This is a genomic window from Paenibacillus psychroresistens (genome assembly GCF_009728935.1).
GTDB lineage: Bacteria > Bacillota > Bacilli > Paenibacillales > NBRC-103111 > Paenibacillus_AC > Paenibacillus_AC psychroresistens.
Map to the genome: position 1 here is coordinate 7477000 of NZ_CP034235.1, position 24000 is coordinate 7500999.

Genomic DNA, 24000 nt, shown 5'->3' on the forward strand with positions numbered 1-24000 from the left:
TTAGTTAAAGTATAAGAAGAATCGTTCTATATATAAATGGAGAATATCAACCTGTCGTTTGGATTATTCTGCACGTGTTAAATAGGATTACTTTCTGATCTAAACTCGGTCGGTGCCTTTCCAGTTATGGATTTAAAGACACGACTAAAGTAATATTGATCACTAAACCCAGTAATTTCGGCAATATCCCTCAACATCATCTCAGGATACTCTAGGATATAGTGCTTAGCTTTTTCAATTCTCAATTTAATCAGATAGTCTATGGGGGAATCTCCTACATACTTTTTGAAAATCTTGCTTAACTGTGATTCGGTAATACCGAATAACTCTGCGGTTTCCGGCAGGGATATTTTCTGATCCAGATTATTAACTAAATATTCCGTTATTCGCTCAATCAATTGTTGATAGTTAGTCGGATCGACTTTCCCGTTTGAACTGAAGAGTAGTTCGATTATCTTTAAAAATTCAACTCTAATGTTATCCATCCGATTGTATTCTAGAAATAACTGTTCAATATCCTCTTCGAAATGCAGCAGGTCTCTTTTTAATAGTCCGCTATTCTGGCAACAAATTCGGATCACATGCTTTAAATTAATTTCCATAATTTTCTTTGTAATAGAACCATTTATCCAAGCTTCCATTGTTTTGGCCAATTCACTTGTAATCATTTTGCTCTGGCCATTCTTACAGAAAAAGATCAGCTTTTTCTCCAGGTCCGAGTTAAGGGTTATCCATTCCATGCCGAAATCGTCTTGTTGCAGCTCAGAGATAACTTGATGATTTCCTACAACAGCACCTCCATTTACCATTTGTCTTAATTTCTGCACGGTCCCGGCAATTTGTTCACTATTCATTTCAGCTTGCTCTACAGCAATGGTTACATAATTTGAAGTATGGATAAACCTTTCGAGGATTTGGTTTGCAATTAATGCGAGGTTTCTTTCACTTTGAACATGCCAATTAAGGACTACTATGATTTCATTGGGAAACTTACCATGAAGAATCCAATAATTATTTTCTATAGTCGAGCTGTTCGCCTTTAATACACCATCCAGATCCAGATGCTGAATGATACTTTGCATTTGATCGCTATACGCTCTTGAGCCGGGAAAATGGTTCAATGGGTTATTGATGCATATATAAACCATGCCATAGGTCTCTTCATTAAGATTGTCCAGTATAGAACTGTCAGCATTGAAATGAATAACTTTATTTAGAACATTGGCTCCCTGTTGATGTCTCTTATCTTTTAATTTTATTTTAATTCTGGCAAGCACATTGGCCAAATCTTCTGAAGACAACGGTTTCAGAATATAATCCTCGACTCCCAATTGTATGGCTTGTTTGGCATATTCAAATTCCTCGTATCCACTTATAATGACGCAAATCAGATTTATCCCGCTGCTTTTTATCTTCTTGATCAAATTCAAGCCATCTAGAATCGGCATTCTTATATCAGTAATCAGAATATCAGGCTTTAAGCGTATGATATCATTGTAGGCATCTTCGCCGTTGAAGGCTTGTCCAACCACTACGAAATCTCCGTCTAATTCGTTAATCTTCTTGATGATATTTCTTAATAGAGGCGGCTCATCTTCTGCAACATAAACATGATATTTCATCCAATTGTCCCCCTTTAATAGAATGTGGCTTTATTTTCTAACGCAAATCCTCAATTGATCCACCGAAGGTAACCGAAAATCCACCATTTTCATTGTTCTCCAGTTTGAAATAAAACAAATCCTTATACATTAGCTTTAACCGTTTGAGTGTGTTCATTAATCCCAGACCTGATTCAACAGTGCCATCTCTTTCAGTGTTCATACTGTCATACTCAGCTATTTCTTTACTTATAGCTTCTAGCTTGTTTAAATCCATGCCACACCCGTTATCAGCAACAGTTAACAGCCAACTGCCATGATCCACCCTGCCATAAATGGAGATTTTCCAAGGAGGTCTGCTTTCCCTGAAACCATGGTTTATACAATTCTCAATCAATGGCTGCAGGACCAGCTTAGGTACGATGATATCCATCATTTCTTGAGGAACTTCAATAGTGTATTCAAGATGCTCTTCATACCGGAACTTCATCAGCTCCAGATAATGAATCATATAATCGGCTTCACGCTCCAGGTTTGTTTGTAAATCGGTAAAGTTGGTGACATATTTAAGCATAGAGGATAATTTTCTACACATATTGGAAACATTGTCCATACCACCTTCCTCACTTGTAACGGCAATAACAGAGAGGGTATTGTAGAGAAAATGGGGGTTCATTTGTGCCTGCAAGGCCATCCAGTTAGCTTTCGCCTCATTGGATCGTGATTCTATGTTATCGTTCATGGCTGAATTGAGACGCAGCCGCACATCATTAAACGCTATATAAATCTCAGATACTTCTTCTATGCCGGATTCCAGTCTGGGGTTTGCAGATTCTTTCAGTAAATTGGACATATCTGTTCTTTTAATAAATCGCTGCAGCAGTTTCATTGGATAAGTTATACTTCTAGAGGCAAAGTAGGCAAAAATAAGGGTTGCAGCGAGCACGATAATAAGAATAGCTAGGAACCATATCCTGAATTTGTTAGCTTGCGAATAAAGCAAATGGTCTTTAACTGCATAAATCGTAGTCCATCCTGTAAAAGCTGAATAGTTATATAATAAAGTCTCATATTTATGGGTATTTGGATTCCAAACATGCTTCTGATTGGATTCCTTGTCGGATGCTTCATCACTTAGATAGCTAAAAGAGTGATTAACCGGATCTTCCCCATTTATTGGCTGGATGGCTGGAAATATTAATTGGTTATGATTATCAAACACATAAAAAGCATCGTATTTATCTGCTGTAACGAGTTTAATAATATTTTCCAGCTTCGAATAATTCTGCTGCACCTCTATGATGCCTTCTTTTGTACGGCTTTGCGTATCACTGAATGATCGGGCTAAAGAAATGACCCAATCTTTATCCCTGCTCCAATCGCTATAATGGGGGGGTAACAGTTCCTTGCTGCCTTTCTTCTTAATCACTTTATCCATCCACGCAGCATTTGAAATTCTTTGCTGTACCTCTTGTTTAGTAAACGTATTGCTTTCTGGAGCGCCAAAAAAAGTAGCATTCTTATCAAATAATACAATTTCATTTGTTCTCATTTCCGGACCGTTCAACGAAGTGATTACATTCACAATATTACGTTCCTTCATTAGAGCGTATAATTGAGATTTATCATTAGGCGAATTTTGCAGATTGGTAAAAAAATAATCGCTCATATAGCCTGTCTTCGGAATCTCGAACAACTCAAAGTTATTTTGTAAATAATAGTACATGTCACTGTCATAATAGACACGCGAATATAAGATATTGCGGGACAAATTGTCCATTTCCCGGACGAATATATCCAGTTGATTGGAAGTGGACTTGACCAGAGTATGATAAGTCCCTAGAACATTGTTTTGAATTACAGATGAGGTATACAGGAAGAAGGAAACTCCGGAGATCAAAGAAAAAATGATAATTGTCGCTATATGACTAATAAATAGTCTTTTATGAAAGCTTCGAAACTTAAACATTTGTATACCTCCTATTTCCACCTATTAAATCTAATAAAAATGTCTTGGAGTTTAAGTGTGTAGTTCAAATAATATAAACACAAACTTCTTATATTGTAAATTAATAGTTACGATATCAAACGGATGAAGTAGATTAGGTCCCTAAAATAAAAAGATCGCACTCCACTTGGCCAAGTAGAGTGCGATCTTTTTCATGTTCTGGCAAGCTGCTGGAAGCCATGCTTCCTCCCTTCAATCAAAGGTTCTCTACAGGAGATTGACCGACAAAAGGAATTTCTCCGAAAATAGCTCTAACAAATGCATCGTGCGTTACGGGAACAGCAAATTTATTGAACTAACGTATTCGTTAGTTAATACCATAATTTGATTATTTTCCAGTTCCAAATCCAAATAACGCTTTTCCTGTATTTGCATCAATTACGGTGCTACTAATATCCAACGGTTCTTTCCCTCTATGGTCTGGCACATAATCATCTGGAAGAAGCCCTTTTAACGTAATGACCCAAACAGGTACATCGACAATTGATTTTTTATTTTTTAAAACTGGGTTTGCATTTATAGCCTCTGCTGAAATTCCACCTATACCGACATTAGCCGTTATTAGACCGTACTCAAGATATATACTTTTGGGTTGTACAGCGGTTTGTCGCAATAAATCTTCAGCGATTTTACGCACTTCCAATTCCCCTATTTTAGGGACTATATTTGTTGAACTTAATTTAATACCCATTTCCTTTAAAGTCTTCTCATCATAAGCTGAAGTATAGTGTATTGGAATAGACAATGGTGTTAAATGAGACATTGAATTATTTATTTCTAAATTAGAGGCAGCTACACTATTTACTTTTCTTGAACATCCAGACAGTACAAAAAGTATCATTAAGAAAATTATGAGCTTTTTCATGTTAATTATCTCTCCTCAAATATCGCTCTCACTAGATACAGCAAGCTATCCTGGGGCACTATATCCAACCGTTATTATCCCTATTACTTAGAAATTATCCCTATAAATGATGCATTAACTCATGAACATTGTTGTTCAAACCTGCCCATAGTTGAAAAAAGCAACCGGTCATAGTGTCCGACTGCATCTCTGTCTTATTGTACTAAAGTATCCGTCCCTCAGTTGGGTCAACACTTATTTCATGGATTCCGCGATTTGCATTAAATCATCTACCGTGAATTTTTCACTTAGGTTTTTCTTACCTACCGCCATTTTATAATTCAAACCATCTTTCTGGAATCTTATTTCATATGCCAAATCAAAATTTGCTCTATATAACACTTTTGTTCCATCTTTTAATGTGCGATGCACGGTATTGTTTCCTATATATTGCTCTAGGTTCAAAGATATTGGGAATACCGTGATATGTAGATAGCTGTGTAGAGACTCTATACCATATCCTAAATGTAACAGTTCATTTTTTTCATCAATATAACCATTAAAGCTGGTAACCTCAGATGGGTATTCATTGGGCACCATCACGCGTCTGTGAAACTTCAATTGATATTCCTTTACCAATTTAGCTTCTTCCAGAAGTGGCTTAGTTCCATCGTGAATAACCTTTATGTGTGAGATTTTTTCATCTTTAACAATTAATTCCCATATAAATGCGATTCGTTCCCCGCCATGTTCTCCTTTAAAATACGCTACCACTATTTCTATTTGGGTATCATTTTTTTGTGGTGTTGTAAGTACATTGATTCCATCTATCGGCGTGTTTTCTATAAGCTCAGGAATCTTCATCGATTTATCAAACAAATAAAGGCTAGCGGAATCATATTCTTTTTTTATTAAGTGATTTATAAAATTATCAACCACTTGCCTTGGTTCAGCTAGTACATATTTAGAAGCAAGCAAACCGCTGATTGTAAGAACCAGAGTAAATAACAATACTTTTTTCATTTTATCACCCTTGGTTATTCTACCCCATTTAATATTTGCCAATTCATATAGATTGTTACTCTACCCATACAGCACTTTACATTTACGTTATTGTCAGCAATAGGTAAGCCTTTGATGTGATCTCCAGCTTTTCCCCTGCTCCACACCGGACGTGCCAGTTTCCCGGCATCCGGCGCTCCCTCTAACAGAATGTACTAGATCATAAGTTCCTCGTTACTCATAGATCTGGGATTATTAGACTGGTTCTTGTCCGTATATCTTACGATATTGGTTGACTTTAATTTTCATCAAGTCTGTGATGCCTAGTCTATTTATGAGTGCTTCAATCGTCTCTTTGTGTGTGAGGTGGATAAGTTCATATACCTCTCTGTGGAGGATGCGTATGTTATTGAATTTGTCGCTTCCACCGAGATATAATGGGATGAAGTGGTGGCAGTAGACGTCCGATGCGAAGAGATACATCCCTGTAATTTCGCATTTCCCCCTCTTCATGCTGTACCTGCTTATCCGGTTATCCATGTATTCCACACTTTGGTTCGGGATGCTAGATTCCATCAAAGAAAGAATTTCTTGACGTATATCCGGACGAAGCTTTTTGTGTATTTCTTCCCTTCCTGCCGTTGTATAAAGTGAAAGATCTTGACTGAAACCCATGGTGTTCTTTGTTTTCACATTGGCAAGCGGATATAAATAGACATTAGCTACTTTGAACGTTCTGTAACCCAAACTATAGAATTTGCCGTAGGAAGGCGGTGGGTTAGCAGGATGTTCATATTTCCCGATTTGATTAAGACAATTATACATGAAGGTTCGCAAGTCATAGGCAAGACGTGAGAACGCAACACTAACATGAGTTGCCCGATTAAAGTAGTTATGGATTCCCAAAACAAAGCTATTGAAGAGTATTGCATTTTGAGCCGTTGGAGAAGTTCTCAGTTTTTGAAGGCGTTTTTTAGCTTCCATCTTGAGCTTCTGTATTTTATTGGCTTTAATACCTGTATGCGCGACTCTAATTTTTCCCTTTTTATTCGCTCGGATCGTGAAACCTAGAAATTCAGATTCTCGCTTTCGCAGATTTACAACTTGCGATTTTTCAGGCGAAACGTCCAGTTTTAGACGGTGTTTTAGATAAGACACGACAGCATGGTACCACTTGTAGGCGGTCTTGTAGTCTCTGCAGATGACTTTGAAGTCATCTGCGTAACGCACCATGTATCCTTCTTTAAGGGAAGTACGGTTTTTCCAATACAATTCACTGCTTCTTGTTTTATGAGGTTGAGTCAGAGGGAAGAACTCCCATTGACCAGCCACCCAATGATCCAAGTCGTTGAGAACGATATTTGAAAGTAATGTCGACAACAGACCCCCTTGCGGCACGCCCCGGGTAGGTATTCCTTCTCCATCGATTTCAGCTTTCAGCATCTTGGAGATGCATGATAACACTTTTCTATCCTGAATCCCCATGTTCCATAATTGTTTCATCAGTAGAGTGTGATTCACATTGTCGAAGAAACCTAAAATGTCAATATCTACCACATAATGCATCTGTGCTCGATTCACGAGAAATTGCACTCTTGCCATTGCATGGTGTGTTGACCGTAGGGGTCTGAAACCATAACTATGTTTGTAGAAATGAGCTTCTGCTATGGCTTCTAAGACTTGCTTAAAGCATTGCTGAATGATTCGATCCAGTATACAAGGAATTCCGAGCGGTCGCCATTTGCCATTGTCTTTTTCTATGAGTTTCCGTCTGACTTTCTTAGGGCGATAACACTTTAGATTGTTTTGAATTTCTTTTACTAGTTCATCTTCGGACACCTTTTCAATGTCTGTGATGGTTTTCCCATCTGTTCCTGGCGTCTTTGATCCTTTATTGGATTTCATTGTTCGATACGCAAGCCGAATATTTTCTCTAGATGTAATCAAATCGTAAAGGTCTGAAAAGGATTCGCGCTTGCAGGCTCTCTCATATAAATCCGTAAAAGATTCCGTCATGCCGTAGTACTCCCAATTTCGCAAAGCTTGCACTGTGGCATCCTCTCCTTTTGAGGTGATGTTCCCACGTTCTTACCCGACCGGTGCAATTCACGTTTGGAAAATGATCGTTCTTTACTATTAGACTTGGGGCTGTTCCTCCACTTCCATTACAGGAGATTCATCAGTCGTGCCCCTACCCTCACAAGGATAAATGCATTTCGGTTCTCACCTTATTGCAACCGTCTTGGGTAACAGCCCTTGTTGCGACGTCCCTTGTTTTCCAAGTACCTTACAACTTAGCTTTCTCTTCTGAACTTAGGTGCTTCCTGTAGGCCTGTGAGTTTGATGCCGCCATCGTTAGGCATAGCGTATTTCAGAGGGCAGATTTTTACTTTACGCCGCTCACCCCATCGTAGGATGGTACATAAGTTTCCTTATGCTGTAACTTTAGACCTGTACATTCGGTTGTTCGTCAGTTCCTTACACGGAACCATACTCACCATATCCAGTTTTTCAGCCGCGCGGCATATCCGTTAGCATACCTTGAATTGGCTCTAGCCTTCGTTCTGCCGAATCTACCTGATCTTCAAACCCCATGACCTGTTAGCCATGACGCATGCAGGAGTATTGGCGGGATGGTTTCAGGATACATGGTTCCGTCATTCCCATCCTCGGTTGTAAAGTTAAGATTATTTGATTTAATCTCCTGCTTTTCACGCGATGGTGCGCTTATAGCAGAACTTGTCGAACGCTGCCCGTTACTTTAATAGAAAAGAGGAGTTGCTGCATAGCAATCTCCTACGTTATAGTTCCCGTTAGTGGAACAACTTGTACGGCACGGCTATTTCTCCAACTCATAGCGGACCGCGATAATGCCCGACTTGAGCATTCGGCTGGACAGCAGCTTGAGCCTGATTTTCTCACCGTCACCGTGGAATGCCGATTTTCCGTCGCCCAAGATGACCGGACAAATCGTCAGCAGGAATTCGTCGATTAGGCCGAGCTCAAGCAACGTCTTCGCCGCCCCCGGACTGCCGAAGATAACGAGATTTTTTCCTGGCTGCTCCTTGAGCGCCTTGATTTCCTCTGCGATATTGTCCTTGATCAGCATCGTATTGTTCCATTCCACCTTGTCCATCGAGCCGGAAATGACAATCTTCTTAACATCCTGCAGCCATTTGGCATGCTCCATACCGTGCGTCGACGCATTCGGATTGTCCAGCACCGTAGGCCAGTAGCTCTCCATCATTCGATACGTCGTGCGTCCGTATACGGGAGAGCCGACTTCGGCTACAACCTCCTCGGCGTATTTTTCTAATTCCTCGTTGTACGGAATCCAATCTAGTCCTCCGTTCGAATCCGACGTATACCCATCCAGCGACACATGCATGAACAATACGAGTTTTCTCATGTTTGCTTCTCCTCCGATTTTTGAATTTAGTTGTCGATTTTTTGGCAGCAGGCCCGTGTTTCGTCCTGCTCTTACTTTAATATAAATCATTACGTTACGTAAGGATCAAGTGGAAATCTGAATTTTCTTCGAAGATAACAATGTTGCGCAAATCTGCCAGTTACTTCAATAAGTAAAGTAGTCCCACCCGAACAGGATCCTACACTCTCGTCACCCGTTAGTTCCGTATCACTCTAGCCAATTCTCAGGAGCACGATCAATATTTACTTCAAATTTAGAAATATCACCATTGTGACCTGTACCATCAATAACAATATCAGCTGAATCGGCTGGCTTCTGGACTTCAAAATATCTATCTTCATCAGGTAACCATACTTTTTCCCACATATCACGGTTACCACCTCCATCTCTTTGCACACCTCTTTCAAGCCTAATGTCCTGTGGGCTCTCTATCCAAATTCGAACGTCATACAGAAAAGATAGTTCCTTTCTTAGAGAGTAACACCCTTCAATAATTACAATTCCACCAATAGGCACTGTATGCCATTCAGTCAATATGTCGTTATCCCAGTCGTAAATTTGATAGTAACCATTCTCATTCTGTTTTATTGGCACCAGAACCTGATTTAGCACACGATTCCAATCCCAATTTCCACCTATTTCAGTCTGATGATTAATCAATTTCCTTTCCTTTGTCGGATAATAAAAATCATCCATATGTACGACCGTTACATCATCATTTAGATATTGGAATTTCCGAGCTAATGTACTTTTACCTGCGGCTCCACCACCATCAATCCCTATTACTAATGTCTTTTGTCTTTTTGACATTTCATGAAACTTATCTAAGAGATTATTTATAGAAGTAATCACGTCATTCTCCCCCTTTTTGTTGAAAACTCCTCCACTTATTAGATGAATAAAGTCTAACTCCCTATTATGATAAAACAAACTATGTAGGATTAAGTTGGTAAAGAATGATTTTAACTATCCTGCCCGTTCGTATTATGAGGTCACCAGATATTTCTGGTAGACCTCATTTTTATGTGGTCGTAAGATTAGCGGTAGCCGGGGATCGAACGTTTCTGCCCGTGGGAGCTGGATCCCGAGAGTTATTCAGTTCATCCCCCCTACTTGTTTAACCATGATTAGGCTGGTTGGGACAATGATCCCGAATCACATGCGATAATATGGACGACAAGAAGGTTAGGGGTTGCCGGTAAAGACATCGAGGAAAACCTTCCCAATTTCTATGGGACGGTTATTTGTTATGCTCTTTTATCAAAATAGCATCCTTCATTGCTTTCATTAATAAATAAATATTGACAAGCTATTAGCTGGAATAGCTTAATGGCCCACTCCAGTCTAAAACTTTATTTTACTAGTTTACAACTTTATTTTCTCCTGACAATCCGAACACCAGAACAACATTATAATCCCACCGTAACGCTTTACACCAAGTTCTTAAGCTTAGCACCAATTTCTGGATTATTTACAATTTAACATTTATTAACTGAACCTATTATTATTATTCCATTATATTAGTTACCAACTCTATTCTTTAGTTACCGACTTTATTATCGAGTTACCAACTTTTTTCTTCAGTTACCGACTTTATTTATCGCAGACAGCATAAAAATCCCCCCAATGAGGACGGCTCCCATCCGCATCCGTAAAGTCATACTCTCTAGACAAACCCCAAGAGCTTAGCGCTTTACCCGTTTGCGCGAATTTATTCGGATCTGAAGCAAAGGCAGCAATAGCTCGACCTACAAAAGTTGGTGTTTCCGAGGCAATGAAGTGGGGTTCCTTAAGCGCTCCATCTCGCCAATTGTCCTCCGTCACACCAAAATGCTCCAGCATCTCTTCAGAACGTAGAAATCCAGGAGTTACAGATACTGCCGTAATGCCAAATGCGCGAAGATCTGCAGCCATGGCTTCAGCCAGATGAATCGTTGATATTTTAACCAGACTATAATATAAATTGCCGCGATAGCTGTAATCAACACCATCGGTTACTTCAATTATGAGTCCTTGCTTGCGCGCGACCATTAAAGGCGTTGCATAATGGCTTGTAATGAGATGAGAATGTATCGCTCGCTGCTGCATCAACAAACCATCAGACAAGCTCTGTTCCCAGAATGGTTTTCCCCAAACCGAAAGCTTCTCACCACCCCAAATATCATTGACCAGAATATCCAATTGACCGCCCTGCTCCCCGTTCACCTTTGCAAAAAAAGCTGCCACTTCCACCTCGATCGTATGATCCACTCGCACTGGGATGCCAATCCCCCCTGCTGCCGTTACTTGCTCTGCCGTTTCTTCTATAGTTTCGGGACGTCCTAGGTTGGAAGTACTGCCACGCACGCTTCTTCCTGTAACATAAACGGTCGCACCCGCAACTCCTAATTGAACAGCAATGCCGCGGCCCGCTCCCCTCGTTCCACCCACAACTACAGCTACTTTTCCAACTAAAGCTTTCTCTTTCATCTTATTTTTCTCCCATCCTCTTGCAATTGATTAATCTATTCTCAGCTTAACACAGGATATATGACACCTTATGTCGCCTATATTTGATATACTTAGCTAATCATTATTCTAGGGGGCCATGGCATGCGCGCTGACCGTTTACTATCGATCTTATTATGTCTGCAAACCACGGATAAAATAAATACTCGGGAGCTGGCAGAGAAATTCGAGGTATCCGAGCGCACCATTCTCCGCGATATGGATGCATTAAGTACATCTGGTGTTCCAGTTGTATCCGATCGAGGCGCTGCAGGCGGCTGGCGTTTAATGGAAGGCTACCGCACTAATTTGACTGGACTAAAAGCCGATGAAATTCAATCCCTGCTGTTAGCGAACACAACACATATTCTCGGTGATCTCGGAATGCGGGCTAATTATGATATGGCAACGTTGAAGCTGCTGGCATCACTCCCTCAAGCTGTTCAACAAGATGCCGCTAGAGTACGACAAAGAATTCATGTCGATGGAGCAGGCTGGTACCAGGCCAATGAACCTGTCCCCTGTTTAACTACGATTCAAGATGCCATCTGGATGGAGCATAAGCTTCAAATTACTTACCTTCGACAAGATCAAGCCACTGAGCGTCTTGTTGATCCTCTAGGTATTGTTGTCAAAGGCACCATCTGGTATATGGTCGCCGCTGTTGAAAGTGAGCTCCGGACTTATCGTGTTTCCCGGATCCAGCAAGCAATAATTACCGATGATCCCTTCATCAGGCCAGCTGAATTTGAATTAGTCGCCTTCTGGGAGCAATCCACCAAAGACTTCAAAGCAAATCTCCCCCAATACCCTGCCGTAATTAAGCTTAAACCACAAGCTCACTTGCGTTTGCAGAAGGAACGCTTTGTTGCGATCCAAGAAATAAGATCATCCCATGAAGATTGGATGATCTTAGAGGTTTATTTTCAAACATTGGAAACGGCTTGTCAGACAGTCTTAAGCTATGGCGCTGATCTTATAGTAATTGAACCTGCAGCATTACGAAAACTAACCCATGAAACAATGGCAGCTGCCCTAAAACTATACGATTAGTCTCGAGCAGCTGACAAACAGAAAGGAAAATATGGAATGTACTCATTTAATTCATCTCCTTAACAAAATAACATTTGGTTATTCTGCTATCATAACGGATGAATATTTATAAAGAACTAGATTAATGTTAGAGAAGTATAAGATTCAGACATGGAAAGGGGACCCTTCCATAAGGATCCCCCTTTCCATACATAGTTCTAATCTAATAATTAGGAATGAGCATTTAGCCGTTAAGCTGCTTGCCTTTAATAGGAGCAGTCTCTTTAGGGCCAAACGACACATTAACTGTTTTTTCTAATACCAATTCTTCGCCCTCAAAACGGCAAATAATGGTTTGGTAAAAAGGCATCTCAATGTAGCGGATAACAAGCACCAAAGTATTATCGTCCTGCCAAGTAAAGCTAGATGAGATACGGCTCGCAATATTATGGCCATTTTCTACATCGCTAACTTGGATTTTGCTTGGCAGCCACGCTCCACGACCCAATTGAAAGATATTATCCCCATATGACATTGTGAAAACAGCCGTTGCCTCATTTGCTTCAAATCGGATAGAGAATTTCTCATACTTATCTTCGTTCACCTCAAGACTGTACTCCCGCCCGTTAATTGCTGTTTCTCTTACCGATAGAAGCTGCAATTGCGGTGGATCCAGCTTGAGATTATTCAATAGGGACTGAAGCAAAGCTGCAGCAGGTTCATCCTTGGCAAGAGCTTCGGACTTCAAAGCAGGCAACAGAATATCCCATACTTCATTAAGCACTATCTGCATATCGCCTAAACCAGCTGTTATCGCAATAACAACATCCTGTTCAGGCAGAACGACACAATACTGGCCAAATGCTCCATCTCCGCGGTAAGCATTATGCCGAGAACGCCAAAACTGATAGCCGTAGCCTTGTGTCCAATCATTAGCGTCACTATCTCCGTTTGAGATATGCTTAGAAGTTGCTTCTTCAACCCAAGCCTCTGAAAGCAGCCGCTTCCCATTCCAAATCCCTTTTTGCAAATAGAGTTGTCCAAAATTAGCGATAGCCTCTGTTGTAATATTCATCCCAAAACCACCTGTATTGATCCCACGCGGACATACAGCCCAAGTTGCATTGCGAATATTAAGCGGTTCCAATAGTCTCGGCTCCAGATATTCGAGGAGTGTCTGATTGCTCACCTTTTGTAGGATAGCTGAAAGCATATACGTTGCTCCTGTGTTATACAGAAAATGGGTACCCGGCGTATAGCCAACAGGAACACTTAGGAAGCCTTTTACCCAATTTCCCTCAGCTTGTTGCACGAGTGCGCCCATTGTATCTTCGCCATTGCCTGTACCCATCATCAACAAATGTCGAATTTGCATGGCAGCTAAATTAGCAGAAACTTCAACGGGAAGATCATCTGGGAAAAAAGAAATAACCTGATCATCCAAGCTTAGAATACCTTCATCAACAGCCAAGCCAATTGCAGTTGACGTAAAGCTTTTGCTTAATGAAAACAACATATGCGGGAGATTTGCTTCGTAAGGATTCCACCATCCCTCTGCTAGGACATGTCCATGCCTAAGCAGCATAAAACTATGCAGCTCTAAATTATGAGCTTCTATGGAGTTAATAAATTCTGTAATGGCATATGATGAGATCCCTTGAGCTTCCGGCTGGCTGCGCGGTAAAATAAATGGTTGGGCCATTTCATTCACTCCTTATCTATTTTGCGGGGTTTAACCACTACTCCACGATAAGCTATTTTTGGGTTATTTTGCAACAAAATAAAGTTTGCTTTGTCTATTTAAATGAGGTGATTTAGTGGAAGGCGATCATATGCGGCATTTAGCAAAAATGGATATCTACAGGCCTACGACCAAATTTATGTTGCTAAATTAAATGATCACTATGATGAAATTAAGCTGCAGGGCAAGCTTAGCGATCAACAATTGGTGGAATTATTGAGTCATTTGAGGCCTGCTGCTACAGATAAGGAATGACAAGCTGTTTAACACGCTCAATGCCATCCCACATATCGTGGGGACCATCATAAATTATAACAATAGGACCGTCATAAGATAAACGTTTAACCAAATTCATGCATACTTGGAATTCTTCAGCATCAGGATGTCCATCCCCATCTGTAATTGCTTTCGCATGGATACTCTCGCTTTTTGAGATAATTTTTTTGAGTTCACTAAACTTGTAGTCTCCTGTGAAATTTCCAAAGTCAGAAATCAGGCCTAGCTGTTCACCGCATGCCGCCAATAAAGCTAAACAGTTGTCGGCAGTTGAGGTTAGCGGTTGAAAATTCTCTGTTACTACCCTCACTCCACAAGTATCCGCATACTCACATAGCTGCTGCAAGGCTTCTATTGAAAGCTTTAATGCTGCTTGATTGGTTGACTCAGCTTGGCCTGCAATGATTCTCACTCGCTCAGCTCCAACAATCGCAGCAATATCGATCCAGCCCTTGATCCATGTAATATCGGCAAGTCTGCGTACTTCATCTTCACTGGAGATATCACCGTAATCGATTAATAAAGTGTAAAAACATAATCCGGCATTATGAATAGCCGCTTTTAGCTGATGTAAGTAAACTTCGCTAGTATCACGGAAATGGAAATGGCCAATTTCAATAGCACCAAAGCCTTTTACTGCAAGCTCAGCCGGAAGCTCCAATAGCGATATTGTCTCAGGCTGTGGGTCGATTATAGTAACCTGAGTTTGCTTCTGCTCATCCCAACGCGTCCAGTGAAGCGGACCTAAATTACGATGCAAGCTCCACGTCGATATAGATAAAAATGACATCTTTTTTGCCTCCTTATGGCATTTTAATAAGTAGGTATTCCCTGCCTAAACCCAGCAGTCGAGCTTCATGAGCACTAAGCCACGAATCCACAGCAATTGCGCTGCGAATCATTTCCTCTACAATGCTAACAGAATCTATGCCATTCTTGTAGCGCCCGATAAAATGCACGAAAACATCCAAGCGGCGAAGCTGGATAAGTAACGGCAACACCGCAACTTCTTCAACGCTTAGCTTAGCTGCACTGCCATATCCTCTAATGTAAGCTTCGATTTTATCCCATGTTACCTGTTCCGATACGGCTTCCTCAGCAATTGCATCGGCCAAACAAACCGCAATTTCCATGACCCTTAAATCCATGGTTATAAACTCAAAATCCAAAATCGCAGCCACCTCTTGATTGGCTCCAATCAATGAATTGGAAGCATTCAGGTCCCCATGAATCAGCTGATGCGGCAATTTTTGAAGTTTCGGCGCTTCTGCAGTAAACAAATTAAGCAGCTCAGCCAACCGCCCAAGCTCCCCTCTCCAATTCCAAAAAGGCTCAGCGGGCTCCAAACAGAACTGAATTATTTCAGCAAACAGTGTAGCAGATTCGGCTAATCCCAACTGATAATAAGTCGGATATTCAGGCTCGAGCGTTAGCTCCAGCTGTTGAAGTGCTAGCGCCAGCTGGGCTGTTGTCCTGCCCAAGGATTGGATTTGCCCCAGCTGCTCCAAATCAGGACGCTCACCAGCAATATAGTGGAAAAGACAGGCAAGCTTGCCCCTCTCCTGCCCATCCTCCGCCTCCATCCGCATAAAAGATTCGCCATTGCCAGCCAATACAGGCACGGGAGTGGAAAAAGGCAGCTCCAGCTTTGCTAAACCTAACAGCACAGCATGCTCGTATCGAACCTTCGCCTCATCTCGATGCGTTTCGTAAACACGCAATACGTATGACTTCTTATTAACCTCAACATACTGTGTCGTATTGTTCATCCCACTTGAACCCGAGCTAATGCTCCATTCATCTAGTGGAAACCACACTCTCAGCACATGATCTAGCTTTTGTTTATTTGCATTCATCTGATATTCCTCACTCCGGATAAAGGTTGCTTTTTAAAGGGTCATTGCCTGACTATGCCTCGCTAGATAATCTTGCTTTTCTTTATAATCCGGCATAATACTGCCGACACGTCTCCAAAAGGAGCGATCATGATTCATGTGAAGCAGATGGCATAACTCATGTACAATCACATAATCGATAATCTCAATGGGTGCCATAGCTAAGCGATAATTAAACGTAAGCTTTTTCTCCGAGGAGCAGCTCCCCCACTGGGTTCTGGACTCCACGATCTCAATGATTTTCGGTTTTACTCTCAGCTGTTCTTGATAGCCTTTTATCCGTTCTGCTACAATTTTCTTACAGCTGGCAAAATAGAACTTCTTAAGGTTTTCTTTAAGCTTCTCCTCACTTAATTCACCCGTTTCTATCAGCTCATGAAGAAAATACTCTTTCCCCAGATGAGGAAACTTCCCCTCGTCCTGATACTCTTTCGCCTTTGGCGCTTCTCGAGCTTTAGCATGGTTGCTTAATTTCTCCAGAATCCATTTCCCGTGATGTTCCACTGAGCTAATAATAACTTCGTTGCTTGTATCCTTCGGAGCTTTTACCGTTATCGCACCAAACGAATCTATCTGAAGGGAAATTTTCTTCCGCTTGCCATATTGCACATTAAATACGATTGGACTATTCTCAAATTCAATTTCAAATCTCATTCTTGCATCTCCAAACACCACTAGACTTCATCCCATACTATACAGGTTTTATCGGCAATTTACATTAAATTTGCACGCAGAAAAGGACATTCATCACGAATGTCCATCTAGTTAGTGGTTATTTCCCGCTTTTTGAAATGCCTCGCATCTGGAACTCAAAGGTATAGGTGCGATTTGCGTATAATGTAAACTCGGGATGAGTTTTGGCTCCCCAGCTATCGTCTCCGCCAACGCCCATTTGTTTATAATTCACACGCAATGCAATATGGTCGCTCTTAGGTAATTTGTAACCATGATCATGTTCCTCAAGCTCAAAAGGTGTATAAGGCAGTGCATTAAGCTCAAATACAGGAGATCCATATAGCTCTAGCCCAGTCCCAGCTTCATTCACAAGAGAAGCATATCTGACATCTGTTTTATTGCCACATTCTTGAGGGCGTAAGTAAGGAACCATCTGCTCGCTGACCTTGCCTTCGTAAAGTCCAATTCTCGCACTAGTTGCACGATCCCAATAATTTTCATGTGGGCCTCTGCCGTACCAGCTAAGATTCTCAAACGAAGCATCTAAATTAAACAACAAGCCAATTTCGGGAATTTCCGCTAATTGCTGGCCTGGCACTAAATCCTGATGCACTGCAATTTCCCCATTCACATGCACCGTATAGGTAATCGAGCAGTAGGAAGCTGTTGTAGTTGGAAGCACATACTGAGTGCGCACTATAACAGATGACGCAGTGGCTTGCCAAATGAATTGCGATAGCTCTCGCTTGGAGCCCGCTTCTCTCCAAGTTCCGCTGCGCTCCTGCAGCTTATTGCCACGGTCATTATCTACTAATGCGCGCCAGAAATTCGGTCCTGCTGCTTGCTTAAGAATTTCCGTTTGCTCTACTTCATAAGAAGCTAAATCTCCTGTGGCTTTGTTAAAAGTAAGCTTGAAATGAGTCCCGCTAATTTCTAAGCTCTTATCGTTCTCGACAGTTAGCAGCTTAGCATTTGATGATTCCACTAGTGAAGCTTCTAATCTCGCTCCTAGAGCTAGAACAAATTGGCCAAAAGCAACTTCATGCCCTTTACTTGCCCACTGGAAATCTTCCTTAGTTACAAAGCTGAAGTTTAAGAGGTACTCAGCTTGATCATTAATCGAAGGATAAACATAATCTACCGTGATTTCCTGCTCAGCTAGAGGCGTTACATCAACCGTTGTTGATCCAGCAGCTATCTCCACACCATTCTTAGTCACTTGCCATTGAAGCAAATACTCAGATAGATTGGTAAACAAATTGCGATTAAATACATTAAAAGTACCTTTACGCAAATCAACGGCTGTAATTCGGACGTTTTCGTAGCATTTTTTAACCTCGAATAACTTAGGAGATATCTTCCGATCTGCAAAAATCAAACCATTCCCACAAAACGTACCATCATGCGGGGACTCGCCAAAGTCGCCTCCATAAGCCAAATATGAAATTCCATCTGGAGTTGTTGTAAGGATTGACTGATCAATCCAATCCCAGATAAATGCGCCTTGCAGAATCGGATAACGCTCGAAAAGCTCCCAATATTTAAACAGGTTTCCACAGGAATTGCCCATGGCATGGCTATATTCACAGAGAATAAAAGGTTTTTTCGGATTATTCAGCGCGTATTCTTCAATTCTTTGCACGGAAGTGTACATTTGACTTTCGATATCTGAAGCCGCTTCTGATTCACGGTAATTGAAAACACCTTCATAATGAATCAAGCGAGTCGGATCAGCAGCTGTTAAGTGATCATGCATTTTTAGGAAGTTGTCTCCGCCATATGCTTCATTGCCTAATGACCAAATGATGATGGCCGGATGGTTCTTATCGCGCTGCAGCATGGAATTACAGCGATCAATTACAGCTCCAGTCCATTCTGGCTTGCTGCCAGGGACTGTCTTAGCCAAGCTGTCTATCCCATAGGTCCAGCTGCCGTGAGTTTCTAGATTGGTTTCATCTATCATATAAAGTCCGTATTCATCACATAAATCGTACCACAGCGGATTGTTCGGATAATGAGAAGTCCGTACGGAATTAATGTTATGTGCTTTCATCAATTTAACATCCTTCAACATATCCTCATAACCCACGACTCTGCCGGAGACACTTGTAAATTCATGACGATTAACACCTTTGAACATAATCGGCTGTCCATTTATTTGCATTAAGCCGGCTTTAAGCTCGAATTTACGAAAACCAACTACATTGCTGATAGTCTCAATTATTTGACCGTTGGCATCCTTTAGAGAAATAACAAGCTTGTACAAATGCGGCTTTTCTGCGCTCCATTTAAGTGGGCTATCGATAAATGTACTCGATTCCACCTGACATTCTGCTTGATTTCCTAGATCTCCAACCATAGAAACAGGAGCTGCGAATACAGCTTGGCCTTTTGAATCATATAACATAGCTTCCACAACTAACTTACCAAGATCTTTAAGATAATAGTTTGTCAGTTTAGCCTTTAGCTTCAATTCCGCATGCTCGTACTGCTCATCCAATTCTGTCACAATGGAATAATCATAAATATGTGCCGTTTCTGGCGTAGTATACAGATATACATCACGAAAAATCCCGCTCATCCGCCAGAAATCCTGATCCTCCAGCCAGCTTGCATCACACCATCGATAGACCTCAACAGCCAGCTTGTTCTCACCTTCAACCAAATAAGGAGTGATATCAAACTCTGCCGGTGTAAAGGTATCCTCGCTATAGCCAACCAAATCTCCATTAACCCATACATAAAAAGCCGATTCTACACCTTGAAAGCTAATAAATACGGGCTGACCCTGCCAGTCACTCGGAACTGTAAAGGTACGGACGTAAGAACCCACAGGATTATATTCCGTCGGTGCAAAAGGTGATTGAATATCTTCATTCCCATCCCAAGGATAACGTACATTCGTATATTGTGGATAATCATAGCCTTGAAGCTGCCAGTGAGCAGGAACCGGAATTTCCGCCCAAGCGCTGCAATTATATTGAAGCTCATAGAAGTTAGCAATTCGCGCTGGTGCATTCTTAGCAAACGCAAACTTCCAAGCACCATTTAAAGAATGCTTGGAAGCTGCTCCAGCCACATCAGCACGAAGCGCCTCTTCAACCGTTGCAAATGTTGCACGAACTGCATGGGCATCGAGTCGATTCAAAGCGAATATCTCCGGATTATTGTTCCACTCCGGATATCCGTTAACGGGTGGTGTATAGTTGAATTTCTGTTTCATTAGTAGGGCACCTCATTCATTAAGTATGGTTGCATCCTACTTATTATAATAAAATTTAACGCCCAGTCCTATCGAAACATTTGAACCGCGATATAACTATTTTCGTCTTTTGAAAAAAGGTATGCTGATCGTGAACTTCTTGCAGCTCGCTTTATTCTTACCGTCCCGAAGGAAGGCTAAGGTCGCGTTGATCTCTCCACCTAATAGAATAATAATACTGCTTATATACAGCCAGACCAGGAGTACTATTACACCGCCAATGCTGCCGTAAGTTTTCGTATACGTCCCCCAATGATTCACATAAAAGGCGAATAAAACAGATATTACAATCCAGCCTAAAGTGGAAAATAACGAGCCTGGAATGACCTCTTTAAACGACAAGCGGCGATTGGGCGTAACCTGATATAAAAAAATGAAGACAATAAACATTGTAAATAACGGAATAAAAAACTTAATTAAATTCCAAATCGTATCAAAATTATTCGGGAAATGCATCCACTTGAACACATGCTCTCCAATACCTTCACCAAAGATGAGCAGTACAAATGCCAACAGCAAGACAACACCGATAGCTAATGTAAATAAAAAAGATATCCCTCGCACCTTCCAAAAAGGCCGATCCTCTTCCTCATCATAAGCTTTATTCAAGCCTTTCATAATCGCCATAACTCCTGACGAAGCCGCCCACAAAGTGCCCACCATTCCGAAGGAAAGCAGCGTTGTATTCTTCGATTTGAGAATTTCATTGATAAAGTCCTCAATTACCGTGTATGTGTCCCTGGCCACAATCGTACTGAAGTTAGCAAGTATATCGGAAGTAGTCACGCTCGTATAGCTAACAATGGTCATCAGAAAGATTAAGAAAGGGAAAAAGGCAAGGATTAAATAATAGGTCATTTGCGCCCCTAGCGCCCCGACCTCGTCGTCCTGATAACGACAATACATCTGCTCTGCGAAAGCGAATATTCTTTTCCTCATGGGATTCACTCCTCGTAATTAATAAGCTTAGTTATCAGCATGCCCTTCGAGTTGTAAGTATAAATACCTTCGCTTTATCTTTTTGAATCATATTTTTTGTAATAAGCTAAACTTTCTCATTCCTCTAATATAGGGTAAACTTATTATTAATAACAAATAATCCCAGAGGAGCTGCTTTAATGACACCAGCAACGAATATTTACCTCGTGCGACATGGCCAAACGGAATGGAATGTAGCGCATCGGATGCAAGGGCATCAAGATTCTCCGTTAACAGAATTGGGACTAACTCAAGCTCAGTGGTTAGCTGATGCATTTGTCGATAAGCCACTTGACCTTATCTATTCTAGTACAAGCTATCGTGCTTTTAGAACCGCAGAGATAATTAAAAATAATAAAAATATAGATATTGTACAACTGGATGAATTTAGAGAGATTAATTTAGGTGAATGGGAAGGGCAAACACAAACCGAAATTAAAGCAGCTTTTCCCGAGTCATTCAACCATTTCTGGAACAACCCCGAGGCATACCAACCTAATGGAGGTGAGGCCTATAGTGATGTGATGAACCGTGCATATGAAAAGCTCTTGGAGATTATTAGCTTGAACGCAGGCAAGCATATTCTTATCGTGACTCATACCGTAGTTATTAAGCTATTGATGACTCATTTTGAGCAGAAGCCTTTGACCCAGCTCTGGGATCTGCCCTACATCCATCCTGTTTGTTTGTGTCACCTCCGTGTTGAGAATGATGAACCGACTATTATCCTTCATGGAGATATCAGTCATTATCAAATGCAATTAACCGAGGAGTGATCGTTATGAAACGAAGCTACAAAAAATCGATTATCATTATTGTGGGATTAGCCATTATATACGTCTTATTCTTCCCATCACCCACTCCTGAAATGGCCGTAAGAATGAGCCTTTTAATCCGGCAGCCACTTTTGGCATTTTCAAGCTCGGTTGAAAAGGGTAGAAATGTAGGTGACCCTCAGTCTGGTGATTTATACATTGTTAAGAGCTACAAGCGACCTTTTTTCATTGTAAAGAAATACAAGCTAGGCTGGGTTGCCAACGCGGGTGGAACGGGTCCATGAGAAGGGAATTTTCAAATGCCAATTATTATAGTAGAAACCTATGTTAATTCACCGATCGAGAAGTGTTTTGATGCCGCTAGAGATATTGACTTGCATACGAAAACTGTATGGTCCTTTACACGAGAGCAAGCAATAGCAGGAACTACTCAGGGATTAATTGAGCTTGGCGAAACGGTTACGTTTCGAGCGACTCATTTTGCAATCCGCCAAGCACTCACCTCGAAAATCACCGAATTTAACAGACCGACGCTTTTTACAGATCAAATGCAAAAAGGAGCTTTTAAGTCCCTAAAGCATATTCATGAATTCATTGAACATGGCGACGGTACGATAATGAAAGATACCTTAGAGTTTCAATCTCCTTATGGGATAATCGGCATCTTATTTGATATACTTGTTTTAAAGCATTATATGAAGAAGTTTATTAATGACCGCAACCTTAAGCTGAAAGCTATTTTAGAGGCCTAATTATATTTCGGAGGTATTATGAGCACTTATATTTATTTTGTAAGGCATGCCGTTTCACCGTATGTTTTTGGGAATGAACGTGCACGCGGCTTATCAGAGGCTGGGAAAATGGCTGCTTTGCAGGTTGCAGAGGTTTTAGCCGATGAAGAAATTAATTTAATTGTATCAAGCAGTTACTCCAGAGCAATTGAGACCGTTAAACCTTTAGCAGATCAATTAAATATGCCGATAATAGAATTCGAAGAATTAAGAGAACGACCTATTAAGGGCCTAAATTATCAGCTTACTGAACCAGAGCTGCTGGCAGGAATTGAGCAATCTTTTATAGATATCGATTACTGCCTAGAAGGTGGCGAGACTACCAGAGAAGCGCAGCATCGTGCTGTTCCTATCCTTGAAAAGCTCTTAACTGACTATGCGGGACAGAAAATCGCCATCGGTACACACGGAAACATCCTGACCATCCTTCTCAAATATTACGATACGAGCTACGGTTATGCATTCTGGCAGCAAACCTCCCAGCCTGATATTTATCGTCTGGCTTTTGAAGATAAGCAGTTAACAGAGGTTAAGCGGATTTGGAAGCCTTAGGTTTTGCCCAATAAAGAAGGCAGGTGCAGTGAAATGGACATTAATCAGGTTTATCTCGACAGCAGCAAGAAAATGTTTCTTTATTACAAAACCATCGCTGAGAAGGCTATGGACCAGCTTGAGCCTGAGCAATTATTCGTCACCAACACGGAGGACTCGAACAGTATTGCGATCATAGTTAAGCACATTTGGGGTAATATGTTATCCAGATGGACTGATTTTTTAACTACCGATGGTGAAAAACCTACACGTGACCGTGATGCCGAATTTGAGAATAATTGGACGACTAAAGAGGAGCTTTTGCTTAAATGGAATGAGGCCTGGAGCTGTTTATTTGGTGCTCTTGAATCCCTTGAGCCAGATCAGTTAACGCAAATTATCTATATTCGTAATGAAGGGCACACCGTGATCGAAGCCATTAATCGCCAGTTGGCGCATTATCCTTATCATGTCGGACAAATCGTTTATTCTGCTAAGCTTTTGAAGAAAAGCAGCTGGGACAGCTTATCTATTCCGAAGAATAACTCCAATAATTACAATAACGAGAAATTCTCTAAAGAGAAAGAAATTAAAAACTTCACTACGGATGAGCTTGAACGGCTAAAATAAGCTTTGATTCCAAGAAATGTGCAACAGCTTTGTAAGTTGTC

20 protein-coding genes are annotated in these 24000 nt (G+C 41.1%); 6 read left to right on the forward strand and 14 right to left on the reverse strand.

Annotated features, from left to right (window positions below):
- Positions 1-77: 77 nt before the first annotated feature.
- From EHS13_RS33580 to EHS13_RS33615, 8 genes are all read right to left on the reverse strand, one after another.
- Positions 78-1622 (reverse strand): response regulator transcription factor, encoded by a 1545-nt coding sequence (locus EHS13_RS33580; RefSeq protein ID WP_155704582.1) that lies wholly within the window; start codon positions 1620-1622, stop codon positions 78-80.
- A 37-nt stretch (positions 1623-1659) separates the two neighbouring features.
- Positions 1660-3570 (reverse strand): sensor histidine kinase, encoded by a 1911-nt coding sequence (locus tag EHS13_RS33585; RefSeq protein WP_155704583.1) that lies wholly within the window; start codon positions 3568-3570, stop codon positions 1660-1662.
- 367 nt (positions 3571-3937) lie between these two features.
- Complete coding sequence (locus EHS13_RS33590; protein ID WP_155704584.1) at positions 3938-4474, reverse strand: putative periplasmic lipoprotein; 537 nt, start codon at positions 4472-4474, stop codon at positions 3938-3940.
- 234 nt (positions 4475-4708) lie between these two features.
- Entirely contained in the window at positions 4709-5476 is a 768-nt protein-coding gene (locus tag EHS13_RS33595) for a hypothetical protein (RefSeq protein ID WP_162463383.1), read from the reverse strand.
- A 234-nt stretch (positions 5477-5710) separates the two neighbouring features.
- The gene (gene ltrA / locus EHS13_RS33600; RefSeq protein ID WP_193571463.1) at positions 5711-7504 is read right to left on the reverse strand and encodes a group II intron reverse transcriptase/maturase; all 1794 of its coding nucleotides are present in this window, start codon (positions 7502-7504) and stop codon (positions 5711-5713) included.
- A 790-nt stretch (positions 7505-8294) separates the two neighbouring features.
- A complete protein-coding gene (locus EHS13_RS33605) occupies positions 8295-8864 on the reverse strand; it encodes a dihydrofolate reductase family protein (RefSeq protein WP_155704586.1) in 570 nt (189 codons plus the stop codon).
- A 228-nt stretch (positions 8865-9092) separates the two neighbouring features.
- Positions 9093-9737: a uridine kinase family protein gene (locus EHS13_RS33610; RefSeq protein WP_319633404.1), complete on the reverse strand. Its 645-nt coding sequence runs from the start codon at positions 9735-9737 to the stop codon at positions 9093-9095.
- A gap of 741 nt (positions 9738-10478) precedes the next feature.
- Entirely contained in the window at positions 10479-11354 is an 876-nt protein-coding gene (locus tag EHS13_RS33615) for an SDR family oxidoreductase (RefSeq protein WP_155704587.1), read from the reverse strand.
- 123 nt (positions 11355-11477) lie between these two features.
- On the opposite strand from EHS13_RS33615, the gene EHS13_RS33620 reads away from it, so the two are divergent.
- Positions 11478-12425, forward strand: coding sequence for a helix-turn-helix transcriptional regulator (locus tag EHS13_RS33620; RefSeq protein ID WP_155704588.1), 948 nt, complete (start codon positions 11478-11480; stop codon positions 12423-12425).
- 223 nt (positions 12426-12648) lie between these two features.
- Here the strand turns inward: EHS13_RS33620 and EHS13_RS33625 are convergent, their stop codons facing one another.
- The 6 genes from EHS13_RS33625 to EHS13_RS33650 form a co-directional block, all read right to left on the reverse strand.
- Positions 12649-14106 (reverse strand): serine hydrolase domain-containing protein, encoded by a 1458-nt coding sequence (locus EHS13_RS33625; protein WP_155704589.1) that lies wholly within the window; start codon positions 14104-14106, stop codon positions 12649-12651.
- A gap of 277 nt (positions 14107-14383) precedes the next feature.
- Positions 14384-15211, reverse strand: coding sequence for a sugar phosphate isomerase/epimerase family protein (locus EHS13_RS33630; RefSeq protein ID WP_155704590.1), 828 nt, complete (start codon positions 15209-15211; stop codon positions 14384-14386).
- Between the two features lie 13 nt (positions 15212-15224).
- The gene (locus EHS13_RS33635) at positions 15225-16277 is read right to left on the reverse strand and encodes a phosphotransferase (RefSeq protein WP_155704591.1); all 1053 of its coding nucleotides are present in this window, start codon (positions 16275-16277) and stop codon (positions 15225-15227) included.
- A 33-nt stretch (positions 16278-16310) separates the two neighbouring features.
- On the reverse strand, positions 16311-16970 hold the full coding sequence (locus tag EHS13_RS33640) for a M48 family metallopeptidase (protein ID WP_155704592.1): 660 nt from the start codon (positions 16968-16970) through the stop codon (positions 16311-16313).
- 118 nt (positions 16971-17088) lie between these two features.
- Positions 17089-20214, reverse strand: coding sequence for a beta-galactosidase, LacZ type (locus EHS13_RS33645; protein ID WP_155704593.1), 3126 nt, complete (start codon positions 20212-20214; stop codon positions 17089-17091).
- A 96-nt stretch (positions 20215-20310) separates the two neighbouring features.
- The gene (locus tag EHS13_RS33650) at positions 20311-21192 is read right to left on the reverse strand and encodes a YihY/virulence factor BrkB family protein (RefSeq protein WP_155704594.1); all 882 of its coding nucleotides are present in this window, start codon (positions 21190-21192) and stop codon (positions 20311-20313) included.
- A gap of 179 nt (positions 21193-21371) precedes the next feature.
- Here EHS13_RS33650 and EHS13_RS33655 point away from each other — a divergent pair, with 179 nt between their 5' ends.
- From EHS13_RS33655 to EHS13_RS33675, 5 genes are read left to right on the forward strand one after another with little or no spacing between them, the layout of a single operon-like run.
- On the forward strand, positions 21372-22007 hold the full coding sequence (locus EHS13_RS33655; protein ID WP_155704595.1) for a histidine phosphatase family protein: 636 nt from the start codon (positions 21372-21374) through the stop codon (positions 22005-22007).
- Positions 22008-22012: 5 nt separating this feature from the next.
- The gene (locus EHS13_RS33660) at positions 22013-22291 is read left to right on the forward strand and encodes a hypothetical protein (protein WP_155704596.1); all 279 of its coding nucleotides are present in this window, start codon (positions 22013-22015) and stop codon (positions 22289-22291) included.
- A 15-nt stretch (positions 22292-22306) separates the two neighbouring features.
- Positions 22307-22759, forward strand: a complete 453-nt coding sequence (locus EHS13_RS33665; RefSeq protein WP_155704597.1) for an SRPBCC family protein — start codon at positions 22307-22309, stop codon at positions 22757-22759.
- An 18-nt stretch (positions 22760-22777) separates the two neighbouring features.
- On the forward strand, positions 22778-23350 hold the full coding sequence (locus tag EHS13_RS33670) for a histidine phosphatase family protein (protein ID WP_155704598.1): 573 nt from the start codon (positions 22778-22780) through the stop codon (positions 23348-23350).
- A gap of 33 nt (positions 23351-23383) precedes the next feature.
- Complete coding sequence (locus tag EHS13_RS33675; protein WP_155704599.1) at positions 23384-23959, forward strand: DUF1572 family protein; 576 nt, start codon at positions 23384-23386, stop codon at positions 23957-23959.
- The last annotated feature ends 41 nt before the right edge of the window (positions 23960-24000 follow it).